Below are 12946 nucleotides of genomic sequence, written 5' to 3'. Positions count from 1 at the left end.
TTGCCTGGGGGTCCAATCGGAATCACTTCTCGCTGACTTCTGCGACTGGCGGCGCGAACGTCGGCTTCAGCAACACGCCCTGGCCAGGAGGAAGGCAGTAGTACGGGCTGATCTCTTTCATCTTGCCGCTGATCGGCGAGAGATACTCAAGCTTGGCGACGGCGTCGCGGAATTCCGGCACGAGCGTCGTTGAATGGGTGAGGCTTTTGTTGACAATCATCACCCAGCGCGACCCGTCTTCGTGCGTGAAGTCGCCGATCGCGAAATCGCTGCCGGACTTCAATCCCTTCACCAAGGTATCCTCGCCGACGCCGCGATTTTGCTCGGGAACGTCGCCGACGTGGTAGACGACATCGGACTTCAGCTTGAGCAGCGTGGGGCCCATGTTCTGGATCTGGCGGTTCATGTTCCGCATCCAATTCCAGGTATGCGTCTTCTCGCCGAACTGGTCGAGCGGCCCGTTGCGGAAGTCGCCCAGCTCGGGAGCGTCGAGAATCGGCAACTCGCGGCTAATAAACTTGTAGTAGCAGAGGCCTTTGGCCCCGTAGACGAGCGAGCCGTAAGCTTGCAGTCGCAGGGCCGCTTCCGAAGGCTCGCCGTAGGTCAGATGCGCCGAGCTGAGGAAAATGTTCCAGAACGGCAAGTTATGCCGCAAGCCGGCGTTGCGTACCTGGGCGATATTGGCCCAGAAGCCGTACGAGAAGTTTCCTTCTTGGCCGACGGGGTAGTTGTCGTACGAAAGAATCTTGGGATGGCACGTGTTCACGTAGACGTCGAGATAGCCGTCGTAACCTTCGCCCATGCCAGGCGGAAGGTTGATGTAGGCCCATTTGCCAGGCGCCAAATCGTGGACGACCTTCACCGACTTCGCAAGTTCAGGGAACTGGCTGTGGTCGGGCTCGTCCTTCAGATGGTAGCCGTACACGGCTGGGTGGTCGTTCACGCGATTGATGAGATCGGGCAGCGCTTTGTTCGCCTCCTCGGCATTGAATGGCGCCGCCCAATGGGCGGGAGTGATCCCTGCCTGGTAGACGATCGCTTTGATCCCCAGCTTCTGGCAGATATCGAGTGCTTCGGGCGGAACGAATGCGACCATGTTGATGCCGCAATCGGCCATCTTCTGCAGCGTTTCTTCATCGTCGGCGTAGTCCCACGCCATCAGCGGGAACGGCGGCGTCGCCTCCTCGCCTCGCACTTCCTGCGATCCAATCGAGAGACCGATTGCCGCTGCAAGCATTAGCGCAGTTCGTACGCAACGAACGCCGCGTCGACGAGATTGGCATGGAATCGACAGTCGCATCAAAAAACACTCCACAGACAAGTTCATGGTGTCGCGCGGGCCGAGCGAAGCTCGCAACTAAAGTTGCGCAATAGAAGCTGAACGGCGAAGACGAACTGCCTCGTCGAAGCGACGAAAACAGAAGAGTCGCCGCGCTGCGCCGACGCTCAAAGCTTCAGGATATCGCCAGGCTTAGCTGGATGGCGTTCGCCATTAACGATCACCGCTTCCAAGCCTGTGATTTCCGGCACATGCAGCTGAACGCCTTGCGGTTGCTTGCGGAAACTCGGCTCCCACTCGACGTCGAGCGCCTTGCCGCCATCGACCACTTTAAACCGCAGCGTGACGGGGCCCGATTCGGTTGCAATGTTTTCGAAAACGGTTTGCTGCTCCGCGCTCAACCAAGCCTCAGGACAAAGGCGAAGGAGGTGGAACTGGCCCGGCTCAAGTTGATCGTCGATCACCGCCAGCTTCATCGCGTAGAACATCAACGCACCCGGCGCCGGCAGGCTCCAAATGCCGTGGCGATGCTCGCAGCCGCTGAACGTCTGCTGCGACAAGGCGCCGGAGAGAAGGGCGTACATTCCCTCCAAGAACTTTTCACGATCACCCGACTGCCACGAGCAAAGAATGTTGAAACTGTAGCACGGCTCGCAGGTTGAGATCTCGTGAGTGAGAATCGCCCGCTGGTGCATGTCGCCGCGCGGATCGTACAGCTTGACGTCCGGTCCCTCGCGATAGTAGGCGAGCGAATCCTTCATCAACGGATCGTCCGCGTCGAGTAGGCCCGCGTACACGAGCACCATCGGCCCAGTGTCGAGAAAGAAAGGGTGGCTTTGCATCTCGGGTCCGAAGAGGCCGGTCGGCACGACGCGGTGCTCGACGCCGGCGTCGGTCTTCCAGGTCGGCATCGTCGCAGCGCGTTCGCGATAAGCGTTGACGAACGCCTCCTTATACTCTTTCGCTTCCGTCGCAAACTCGTCGGCGCGAGGGTGGCCGATCGATTGCAGTAGCTTCACGGCGGACTCAAGGCCTTTGTAGTTCCAGGCGATATTCCAAACCGCTTGCGAGGGAACGCCCGTGTCGGTGGCGACCGCAGGAGGGAGCACGCCCGGCGCCCCTTCGTGGTTGGTGTTGCGGCGGGCATCACGAAGGAACTCGCAACCCTTAAGAATCGGCTCAAGCGATTCGTCGATGATCTGTTGGTCGCCGGAGAGCAACGCATTCTGCGACATCGCGTGAAGCACCGAGCCGTGATCCGTCAGCCAATCGATCGAGCTGAGTTGCTTCGGGGCTCCTAGGTAACCAGGGTGTAGCTCGTACGCTTCGCCCGGCGGTTTGGTGGAGCCTTGGTACTTGTGAAAAATCTTCAGGTTGTCGGCGACAAACTGGTGGTAGCCGAGGTGATCGAGCAGCATATGCGTCGCCATGCAAGTCGGCGTGGGCCAGAGCGTGTCGTAGTTCCAGTTGCCCGTCAGGAGCGCCTGGTCGCCGTTTTCAGGATTCGTTTCGCTCGTCACGAGGGCGAGTTCAATCATCCGGCGAATCGCGCGATTAACGTGCGGCTCAGGGGTAATGACGACGGCGGCCGTTTCGGGACGCTTCGTCCATTGCTGATCGTTCTGAGCCAGGGCGGCGTCGAAACCGAGATCAGCCTCCGCACGCACCGCCTCCGTATCGCCCGGCAGCATCGGGACGAGCAAGTCGACGTACGTTCCTTTGACAGCCGGGATCGAAACCTGCAGGTAGTAGTCGCGGCTCCCTTCGGTCCGCTCCACGAGCATCGCCGAACCAGCGGACATTATGCCGACCAACCGCACGCGGCCATCGGGCTCCACTAGCCGGCAACAAGAGAGGTTTCCCTTCTGATACGTATCGCGTGTGAGAGCTCGCGGATAAATGGCGCGTTCCGGATGAACGGTGAGGTTCTCTTCGTGCCACATGCTCCGTTGCATCATGTCGGGGTTGCCGATGTGGATCATCATCACCGCGTTGGGCGACGCCTCGAACGGATCGACATGCTCAACCTTGAGCCGCATCCAGAGGTACAGCGGCTCTTTGCCGGTCTTCGCTTCGATGCCGGCGGGCGAGTGGGCGAACACCTCCTCGCGGACGACGACGCCGGTGCTGCCGTACATCGTGTTCATCGGCCAGCGGGTCCACAGGACCGGCGCTGCGTGATCGTCGTCCCACCCTTGCATCCCGACGCCGCCGTCGGGCCGGCTGCTGAGCTGAAATGGATGGTCCGGCCGCTGCGGAATCGATCCATCGAACGATGGCGTCAGCGTCAGTTGAACGCCTTGGCCAATGTAGGGGTTCAGGTACTCTTTAATCGGCCCCGCTGGCATGCTGCGCAGCGGATGCGTGTCGGCGACGATCGTGCCGTTGTAGAGCGAAGTGAACCTGAAAGGATGGTTCTTGATCCCGACGGGCGTCCAGACGTTCCGAACTGACGGGAACCAATTTTTGGCTGATTCGAAGCTGGGCTCCGCGGGCGACGCCGCAAACGTTTGGCTGACCAATGCGAGAACGAGGAGCCGAGACGCGGCCAGCTTCATTAACCGTAAACAGGGGAATTCCATAACGCTTCCTCTCTTGACTGCCTGCTAACGCAAGCTGGAGATGCGAGCGGGCAGTCGCTGTAAGCCGCGGCGACTTCACCGTTTGAACCGTGCGACGCGCAACGGCGCGTGATCACTCAATTGGAAAACGAGGTCGTTTCGCCGCCCTTAATCGTAGCGAGCGCTCGGTATACCCCCAACTCAACGCCCTCGTCAATGAAGTGGACGGAACCATCAACAAAGACGAAGCTCAATCCGGCCGGGTGCATGCTGTTGAAACCGAACTGCGTCCGGTATGGAAACTGCTCAACCGAAGGATCGGTGTTGGCGAGGCCTGGAACCGCGGCATTTGGCTTGAGGGCGGCGCTCGCGCTGGCTTCGACGCTGTGCGCCCATGAGTAGCCGAGGCCGTAGCACTTCCCTGGATCGCCGCACATTGCGCGCGATGCCTCAAACGCCTGCTCGCCAGCCATCATCGTTTGGCTGGTTCCGTCTTCCACGTGCTCGAACCCGAGCGGATTGATCCAAGCGAAGATCGCCATGACGCCGTTTCCATTACGCCACGGTTCATTGCCGGTTCCTTCGACGTTGATATTCTGATAGGGAGGGACATCCGACTGCGCTCCCATCACGCCGTCATAGTTTGTCATACCGATGTTGCGAATACCTTTGATATACCAAGTATTCGCATTTCTGATGGGATTGTTTCCGGCTAACTCATCGCTTGGACATTGGAAGGCGGGAATGACTGCGCCTATCGCCTGCAAACTGTCTTGCAAGGGTAGCTTGGGGATTTGCCCTTGGTTGTAAATAGCGCCTTGTTCAATGTGCGGCAGAATTGAGGACAGCCAACTCCAGGCTCGGCACGGAGGGCCCTGTTCTTGGCCATTAACCTGCGCAATCCCCCACGCCGTGGCTGGCAACTCGTAATTGCCGCTGTATCGATTATACGGCAGCACCTTCTGGCTTGATTCGTAATTATGCGAGCCTAGTCCAATTTGCTTCAGGTTATTCGTGCATTGCGACCGTCGCGCTGCTTCGCGCGCCGCCTGAACGGCCGGCAGCAGCAGTGCCACCAACACGCCGATGATCGCAATGACGACTAGCAATTCGACGAGTGTGAACCCACTCTTTCTCGATACAGTGCGACTCATGCTCTGCTTCCTTACTCTAGCGGGACTTATTCTCTTCCGGCAGGTGACGTGCTTGAAGGTGTGCGTTCCAATCGCTCTGGCTGATTGTTCCTACTTGGTAACGCCGAGATCGTAAGCACCAGGCGCGGCGTCTACTTTTACTTCGACTTTCAGCGGAGTGGTTCCCGGATCGGCGAACTTTCGATTGCTGACCGTCTTGGGAAGCCCCGAGTAGTTCCCGTCAGGAGTCATCGGCGTTTCGCTCACGAGAACGGTTACGACGTAGTCGCCCGCAGGCGCACCTTCGTCGCGGTTATGCATCATCACGTAGGTCCCGTCAGAACGTATCGAGCTGACGAGCTGAATCATCTGATTCGCGGCGTTGTGGAAAGTCACTCCGCCTTCCTTCGCAGGCTGGCCGTCGATTGTGACCTTGCCCTTCACTGGCAAAAGCGTCGGACCTGACTTGCCGCAGCCTGCGGCAGACAGCGCGACGGCCACGGCGACTAACAAGAGGTGCATAGCCTGCCGACGCAAAACGTAACATTGGTTCAGATTCATCGATTTCTACTGGCACATAGAAAGGTGTTGCAGGCGCTTGGCCTTCCAAAGCCAAGCGTCTGCAACGGTTCCGAATAATCTTGATTACCGGCGGCGGCGAGAGACGACCCAGCCAAGGCACGCGAACGAGCAGCCGAGGGCGAGCGATGTCGGCTCTGGCACCGCCGCGGACGTCGGCACTGCGGAAGTCCTGCCGAAGTTGCGCTGCCAGATCAAGAAATCGGCGCCATCGGTGCGACCGTCGCCATTGGCGTCGGAACCGGCGCCTGGGCCGAAATCGGTCTTCCACTTCGTCAAGTCGGCGCCGTCGACGGCGCCATTGTTGTTGAAGTCCCCGGGAATCGGCGTCGAACCGCCAACCGTCAGCACAAGGCTCTTGCCGGAAACGCCCAGCGAGAACTGCGACGCATCAGCCGGGGTTAAAGCGAGCCCCGCAGTGTTCAACGTGCCGCTCACCGTCAGCAGCGTGTAACTGCCAGACGGAACAAATCCTGGTTCAAGCGTGATATCGACCAACCCCGACAACGTCGCGTTGCCGGTAATGTTGAAGAAATCTGTATTCGCGAGGCCCAGATCGAATGCCAATGTCCCGGTGCTGGTCAGATTCGCAGCGATTGGCGTCGTGCCGGCAGTGCCGAGGACGCCCGTGTTCGTAATCGATCCGCCGCCGGTGACGCCGTAATTTAGATTGACGGCGCCGGCAGTTGCCAGCGTCTTGCCGCCTAACTCCACGGCGTTGTTGAAGTCGATCTGCGCCCCTGCGGCGACGGTGATCGTCGTATTGTCGAGAACGCTCAGGCGAGTCTGTACTTCGTGCGAGCCGCTGAGCACGTTAATCGTCGGATTGACCGTCCCGCCAACCGTATTGGCCTTGAGGGCGACGGCCCCGGGACCGGAAATCGCGTACTTGTTGGCATTGTCGAAACGAAGGCCGTTCACCGTTTGGGTTGCGCCCGTGACGACAGTTTGCGGCGAGGTGATGCGGCTGCCGAACACGGCAATTGGCGCGTTGCCAGTGGCGACATTGGGAGCGATGTTGGGAATCCACGAGGCGTTGGTCGCCCAACTCCCCGATCCGCCTCCCCACAGCGCCTCGGTGTAGTCAGCGCCGATGGCAGTAATGTTGTCGATTCGCGCCTCGCCGCTGCGAAGCAGCACTGTCGTGTCGAACGTGTAGGTTTGATCGTCGCCATCGCTCCCGTAGCCGCCTCCGAGAAAGACGAAGCGCCCGTTCGGTCCCGAGCCCGTCAGCGTTTGAGCCGGGGTTCCCGCCGTGATATTGCGTGACGTGACCTCGTACGTAGCACTGTCGACGTCGACGCCGAACGTGTACTCGTAAACGCTATTCGCGACGTACGTGGAAGTCGAGAACGCGGCGTTGTCGCCGATGAGGACGCTCCCGGTTCCAGCCGAACTGCTGGCGTCGGTAATCAAGACGAAAATCGGGCTGGCGCCGAACCGGCCAAGGAAGAAGCCGGCAGACCCGCTGCCGACGCTGTTCGCGTCAGTGCGGATCTGAAACGACGCGGTCAGGTCGTTGGCGGGCGTTCCGTCCTTTTTGGCGAAGACGGCGTTCGCTCGCGAGACGTCTGCCGCCCCGGTGTTGCCGGCGGACGGAGGATCGACAGTCTGCGAATACAAGAGCGACTGGGATCCGCCGATCGGATTAACAGTACTCACCGCGGCGGTGCCGTTCAGCACGCCGCCGAAGAAGGGGTCGGCGAGCACGTACGCGGGCGTCGTCCAGTTCTGCTGGCCAACGATATTTCCCGACGTGTACGGCGGATTCTCGAAGTTGTAGTTGACCGCTAACGCCTGCCCCACCGTTCCAGCGGTTGCCGCGACGACCACGACGCAAGCTACCTGCCGTACCTGAACTCGGCGGCGGCGAAACAAGGTTAGACCCGTCATGGCGAAGCCTAGCAGTCCGGCAGTAGTTGGTTCAGGCACGGCAACCCCCAGGAAAGTGAGCGTCAAATTGTTCCCATCCGTGCCGAGAGCGAACGACTTCGCGTCCTCCGGCGCGAGAGCCAGGCCGGAAGCGTCGAGCGTTCCGCCGGCGGTCAGAATCGTCATCTGGCCGGCGGGTAGCGACGATGCATTCCATACCACGTCCAAGATGCCGGAAAGAACGGCGTCGCCAGCGACCTGATAAAAGCTGTTGCCGCTTTCATCAGCGCTAACCAACATCGCCCCCTTGCTCGTCAGGTCGCCGCCGAAGCTGGCGACGCCTTCGGCTTCAAGCGATCCGAGGCTCATGACCGCGCCGCCGCCGATCGTGCTGTGGTTAAACCGCACCGTCCCCGAAGTGGTGAGCATGTGCCCGTTCAAGTCGACGACGTTGTTGAAGTCGAGCGACGCCCCCGCCGCGGCGGTGACGCTGGTGTCGTTGAACAGCTCGACAGCTAGCTGAATTTGGTGGGCCCCGCTCGTCACGTTAATCTTCGGAGCGATCGTCGTGGGGCCCGAAGCATCGGCCTGGAAACCCAGCGTCCCAGTGCCGGCGACGATGTACGAGTTCGTGTTGCTGATCGTTAGAGTGTTGAGCGTCCGGGCTTCATTGTTGTAGATGGTTCGCGCAGCCGTAATCGCCGAACCGAGCAAGACGTTCTGGCGACCTGCAATCGTGCCTGGTATTCCCGTCGGCGTCCAATTCGTCGTTAGGTTCCAGTTGCCAGTGGCATTGGCGGTCCATTCAAAATTCGTTTGGATGGGCCCCACGCCGGCAGTGAGCGTAATGTCGTCGACGGTGACGTTGCCGCCGCGGAAAAAGATGCCCAAGTCGATGTTGTATTCGCCATTAGGGCCGGTAGGGGCGCCGTAGCCGGCAAAGAACGGATAGACTTGCGAAGCGATCTCGCCGCCCACAAGATTCTCAAGAATCAGATTCATCGACCCCAAACCGAAGTCGATCTCGTAAGTCATTTTGATCGTTTCGCCCGGACTAAAAAAGAACGCGTTGACCGGGACGAAGGCGCCCGCCGACCCTACTTCCACGACGCCCCCGTTCAATCTCGCGAAGATGGGGCTCGCGCCGAATGGTGCGCCGTTGCCGATGAACACGCCCCCATTCGGGCCGCTGACACCGGTCGTTCCTTTGATGGTGTACGAAAGCGTGACGTCAGTCCCCTGAATGTCCTGAACGGCGATAGCCCCCAAGCGCCCGACGTCGGCCAATCCCCCGGCGGTCGCCTCGACGTACGAAATCGATTGAGCGCCGCCCAACGGAGCAGTGCTCGAGACAGTGACCGCACCGTTGGGATCACCGTAGTAGGTGTTCTTAATCCAGCCGTCCTGCCCTACGAGCGGTCCAGCGACATACGTCGGCGATTCGAAGTTGAACGTCACGGCCGCGGCGGAATTGACGGCAATCGCTACGCACGCAATCGCTAGGAAGGCCGACGCTTGCCCTGCCCGCAAGAGTCTCGAACTCGTCATGGGAAGTCCCTCGTTCGGAAAGTTGTTCGTTGTAGATGCGCCGGTCCGTCGACCGTGAAGACGCTCGCGCCGTTGCCGGCCCCGCTGCTCGCCTACCGTCTGATTCGCATCGAATGACGCTTGCCAGACGCTTCCCCTGTTCTCCGGCCCATGTCGATGAGCGGCCGGTTGACTTGCGCCCGATGCCGACGAGTTGGTTCCACCTGTCGGCATCGGGGTCGAGCGATTGCTACAGCCGGCGCGGATTTGATCGCGCCAACCATCTGCCCCGAGCAATCGACTCATCTGCAGCTCCTGATTTGAGGAGCGATTCCGTTGAACCTTCACGCATCGCGCGACGATTCAGCGAAATCGCCCAAGGTGCCGCCTGTGGACAATTCCTCACTGAACGGGCTCATGCTATTCGATGCGACCAGGCGGGGTCAATAACTTTTTTTACAAAATTGGAATTTTATTATTTCATTCCCCCGGCAAGTTGCGATAGGATGAAAGCCGCATAAAAATGGCTCGGAGACGGCCTTTAACGCGAGTCGCTTGCGAAGCGGCACCACACTTCTACTCGCACATGCCATTTAAATTTACTGTCTTGTAAGTTTACTGGGGACGTAGCAGCAGCCACGAACGTCTCCGCAAATGACTGGAGGCCCGCCAACCCAAGCCATTGATCGCCAACCACTCCGGCCTGCCGCAACTCAGCTCTAAACTGCGGCCGAGCAGAAACAGAACGGCCAACCGACCGGCGATCTCCACACGCAGCACTCGAAGCGGTTATGTTTGATCGCGATTGATCAAACTGATCCCAACCGCTTACACCGTCGCACGTTATGCCCAAGAAACGCCCCGCCGCGAATATGAAGTCAACGAAAACCAACCCGCCTGTCTGGCGACGCGAAGATGGCCGCAGCTCGAAGCGCGCCTACAACCGCTCGCTCGTTTGCGCGGCGCTGTTTCACGAAGGGCCCCGCTCGCGGGTCGGGTTGAAGCAGTCGACTGGGCTGCCGTTGTCGAGACTGTCCGACATTTGCGGCAGCTTGATCACCGAAGGGGTGGTTCGTGAAAGCATGATCAGCCCGGCTGCAGGAACGGGGCGCGGGCGGCCGCGTTCGCTGCTGGAGCTCGACCTGCGGCGACTCGGCGTAGCCTGTGTGCGTTATGACCAAGAGTCGGTAACGACGGCCCTCGTCGATCTCGCCGGAACCGTCCACTGGAAGCGCCGCTGGAACGCCCCTGAAACAGAAGATGCGACGACTCGCCTGCGGTTGATCGCCAAACATTTGAAGCAAACGCTAACAGTGGCTCACGAGGTCGGCGTGAAACTCGTCGGCGTCGGCGCGGCTGACCCGGGAACAGTCGACGTCTCCACCGGCAGATCGATTCGCGCCGTCAACATGCCAGGCTGGACGAATGTGCCGGTCGTCGAGCACTTGAGCCAGTCGACGGAACTGGCGGCGGTCATCGAACGGGCCGACGGTTGGCAAGCGCTCGGCGAAGTCGCCTACGGCGCGGGCCGCGGATCGCAGCATGTGTTGTTCGTCACCTTACTGGAAGGCATCGGCGGCGGCATCGTCGAAGGGGGCAATCTTCTCGCCGGACGCGACGGATCCGCCGGCGAAATCGGCCACACGCGGGTGTCGATGGACGGCCCCCTCTGCGGTTGCGGCGGACGGGGCTGCCTCGAGGCTCACTTGGCGCCGTCTCGCTTAGCGGCCTTGTGGCGCGGCGTAGCCCCCGCAGATCTCGACAACATCGTTCCGCGCGGCGAAGAAGCAGGCGACGATTTTGCCCAAATGCTTGTCGCAGCTCAAGCGAACGATTCGCGGGCTCGCGAAGTCCTCGCCAACGCGGCAAAGGCGCTCGCTGTGGCGCTCGGCAACGCGACGAGTCTACTCAATCCGGAGCGAATTATCTTAGGGGGCCGCTTCGTGGCCGCCGGCGATTCGTTGCTCGCGTTGCTTCGCGAAGAATTACCCAAGTACGCGCTACCCGAATTGGTCGCGAACGTCGACGTCCGCCTGGCAGAGCTCGGCGAAGACTCAGCGTTTCTCGGCATCGCGGCGCGCGTGCGGAGCAATTTATTCGCCTACCCATCGATGGGCGGCACGGTGGAGCATCGCCCCAGTGCGAAAAGCACGGCCAAGAAAGGAACGAGTTCGTGAGTTTCGCGGTTAGCAAGATCGAAGCCCGCATCGTCGATCACGCGGTGCGGCAGGAAGGGGCGATCGTCTCGTCGCTCGGCCGGCATGTGTCGTCGCGATATCTGACGATTACTGTTTGCGGCAGCGACGGGGCCTGCGGTTACGGCGAGGGAACGACGGCGCCGATCTGGAGCGGCGAATCGGCCGAAACCGCAAAGTGGATGATCGAAAACTTCATGACGCCGCTCGTCGTTGGCAAAACCTTCGACCATCCCAGCGAAACCGTTGCGATTCTTGATCGGCATCTCCACGCGAACTCATTCGGCAAGGCGGCCATCGACATCGCGTTGTGGGATCTTTGGGCCCGCAGCCAGAACAAATCGGTCTCGCAGCTGATTGCCGATCGGTCGCCCGTCGAATCAATCCCCACGCGAGTCAGCATCGGCTGCTACCCGCCCGCAGAAACGGTGCGGTTGGCGGTGGAGTTCTGGGAAGCGGGCGTGCGAACGCTCAAATTTAAAACGGGTGTACCAGGCATCGACGACGTGGCACGACTGCGTGCCGTTCGCGAGCGACTGGGCGACGAGCCAATTTTCACGATCGACGCCAACGGCGCTCACGCCACGGCCGATGAAGCGGTCGCCGCTATCGAAGCGCTGGAACCATTTAACCTCGCCATTGTCGAACAACCGACGCGTCGCGATCGCCTAGCAGCTCTTGCCGAAGTGAAGCGTCGCACGAATCCGCCGGTCATGGCGGACGAGTCGGTCTTCACACCCGATGATCTCGACGAAGCGCTCGAACTCGACGCCTTCGACATTCTGTCGGTCTATCCGGGCAAGAACGGCGGCTTCTCGCACTCGCTCGCCATGGCCAAGAAAGCTCATGCAGCGGGGAAGCTGTGTGCGATTGGCTCGAATCTTGAAACCGATCTGGGCCAGGCGGCTCACCTTGCGCTCGCTTCGAGTCTCTCCGCATTTCCAGTTGATCGCTACGCCTGCGATTTGATGGGTTCATTGTTCTACGCTCAATCTGCAGTCGTTCCCGCGATCGAGTTGAAGCAAGGACGCGTGACTGTTCCCACTGGGGTAGGTTTTGGAGTGCAGCCGCGTGACTAGGGCTTCGCGAATCATCGACGCACACGCCATGCTCGGCGACGAGACCTATCTCGCGCTCGACGCCGCGGAGTTGCTGCGCCGGATGGATGCAGCACGAGTTGAAATCGCCATCGCTCGTCCGATGGGAGCGGGCCTCGTGGTCGACCACCGGGCCGGCAATGATCTCACGCTCAGCGCAGGCCCGCGCATTCGCGGACTGGCGACGATCAATCCTTGGTGGGGCAGGGCAGGGCTGGAGGAACTCGCGCGCTGCCGAGATCTCGGCGCCGTGGGCCTCTACCTCGATCCGCTACGACAAGGCTTTTTCCCGACTGAGCCGGTGGCGTTCCCTGTGTATGAACGCGCCGCCGAATATAGCTGGCCGATCATGTTCCGCACGGGGACGTACGTGTTCGCCGACGTGCTGGCAGTAGTCGAGATCGCGAGAAAATTCCCGACCGTCAATTTCATCGCCGGCTTCGGCGGTTACGCCGATATGTGGTTCGAGATTGGCGCCGCGATCGGCAACGTGCCGAACTTGTACCTTGATGCTTCGATGCTCTGGTCAGACGGCATTTTAGAGATCATCAATCAGCACGGCGCCGAACGCGTGCTGTTCGGCAGCGCCGAGCCGCGCAGCCGCTACGAAGTGAGTCTCCGCACGCTCGATCGTCTCGAACTTTCTGCGGAAACGCGGGAAGCGATTTATCATGGTAACGCCTCGCGGCTCTTCAAGGTGTAA

Annotated in this window: 8 protein-coding genes; 3 read left to right on the top strand and 5 right to left on the bottom strand. The window is 60.4% G+C overall.

From position 1 onward, the window contains the following. Positions 1 to 22: 22 nt before the first annotated feature. From ACQY7R_RS14065 to ACQY7R_RS14045, 5 genes are all read right to left on the bottom strand, one after another. Entirely contained in the window at positions 23 to 1237 is a 1215-nt protein-coding gene (locus ACQY7R_RS14065; RefSeq protein WP_428306223.1) for a hypothetical protein, read from the bottom strand. A gap of 209 nt (positions 1238 to 1446) precedes the next feature. Then, on the bottom strand, positions 1447 to 3861 hold the full coding sequence (locus tag ACQY7R_RS14060) for a hypothetical protein (protein ID WP_428306222.1): 2415 nt from the start codon (positions 3859 to 3861) through the stop codon (positions 1447 to 1449). Between the two features lie 116 nt (positions 3862 to 3977). After that, positions 3978 to 4994: a DUF1559 domain-containing protein gene (locus ACQY7R_RS14055; protein WP_428306221.1), complete on the bottom strand. Its 1017-nt coding sequence runs from the start codon at positions 4992 to 4994 to the stop codon at positions 3978 to 3980. 90 nt (positions 4995 to 5084) lie between these two features. Continuing rightward, positions 5085 to 5495, bottom strand: a complete 411-nt coding sequence (locus ACQY7R_RS14050) for a hypothetical protein (RefSeq protein ID WP_428306220.1) — start codon at positions 5493 to 5495, stop codon at positions 5085 to 5087. Positions 5496 to 5618: 123 nt separating this feature from the next. Further along, complete coding sequence (locus ACQY7R_RS14045; protein WP_428306219.1) at positions 5619 to 8972, bottom strand: beta strand repeat-containing protein; 3354 nt, start codon at positions 8970 to 8972, stop codon at positions 5619 to 5621. A gap of 824 nt (positions 8973 to 9796) precedes the next feature. On the opposite strand from ACQY7R_RS14045, the gene ACQY7R_RS14040 reads away from it, so the two are divergent. The 3 genes from ACQY7R_RS14040 to ACQY7R_RS14030 are packed head-to-tail and all read left to right on the top strand — an operon-like array spanning position 9797 to position 12946. Further along, positions 9797 to 11128, top strand: a complete 1332-nt coding sequence (locus ACQY7R_RS14040; RefSeq protein ID WP_428306218.1) for an ROK family protein — start codon at positions 9797 to 9799, stop codon at positions 11126 to 11128. Continuing rightward, positions 11125 to 12225: a mandelate racemase/muconate lactonizing enzyme family protein gene (locus ACQY7R_RS14035; RefSeq protein WP_428306217.1), complete on the top strand. Its 1101-nt coding sequence runs from the start codon at positions 11125 to 11127 to the stop codon at positions 12223 to 12225. The genes ACQY7R_RS14040 and ACQY7R_RS14035 overlap by 4 nt, the downstream gene beginning before the upstream one ends. Further along, the gene (locus ACQY7R_RS14030; RefSeq protein WP_428306216.1) at positions 12218 to 12946 is read left to right on the top strand and encodes an amidohydrolase family protein; all 729 of its coding nucleotides are present in this window, start codon (positions 12218 to 12220) and stop codon (positions 12944 to 12946) included. Before ACQY7R_RS14035 ends, ACQY7R_RS14030 begins: the two co-directional genes overlap by 8 nt.

This window comes from Lacipirellula sp., assembly GCF_965279485.1.
Classification (GTDB): domain Bacteria; phylum Planctomycetota; class Planctomycetia; order Pirellulales; family Lacipirellulaceae; genus Lacipirellula.
This window is presented reverse-complemented; position numbering and strand designations above follow the sequence as displayed.

Coding starts and splice junctions, on each gene's coding strand:
- ACQY7R_RS14040 (WP_428306218.1), top strand. CDS start 9,797: ATGCCCAAGAAACGCCCCGCCGCGAATATGAAGTCAACGAAAACCAAC.
- ACQY7R_RS14045 (WP_428306219.1), bottom strand. CDS start 8,972: ATGACGAGTTCGAGACTCTTGCGGGCAGGGCAAGCGTCGGCCTTCCTA.
- ACQY7R_RS14060 (WP_428306222.1), bottom strand. CDS start 3,861: ATGGAATTCCCCTGTTTACGGTTAATGAAGCTGGCCGCGTCTCGGCTC.
- ACQY7R_RS14055 (WP_428306221.1), bottom strand. CDS start 4,994: ATGAGTCGCACTGTATCGAGAAAGAGTGGGTTCACACTCGTCGAATTG.
- ACQY7R_RS14050 (WP_428306220.1), bottom strand. CDS start 5,495: ATGCACCTCTTGTTAGTCGCCGTGGCCGTCGCGCTGTCTGCCGCAGGC.
- ACQY7R_RS14065 (WP_428306223.1), bottom strand. CDS start 1,237: ATGCTTGCAGCGGCAATCGGTCTCTCGATTGGATCGCAGGAAGTGCGA.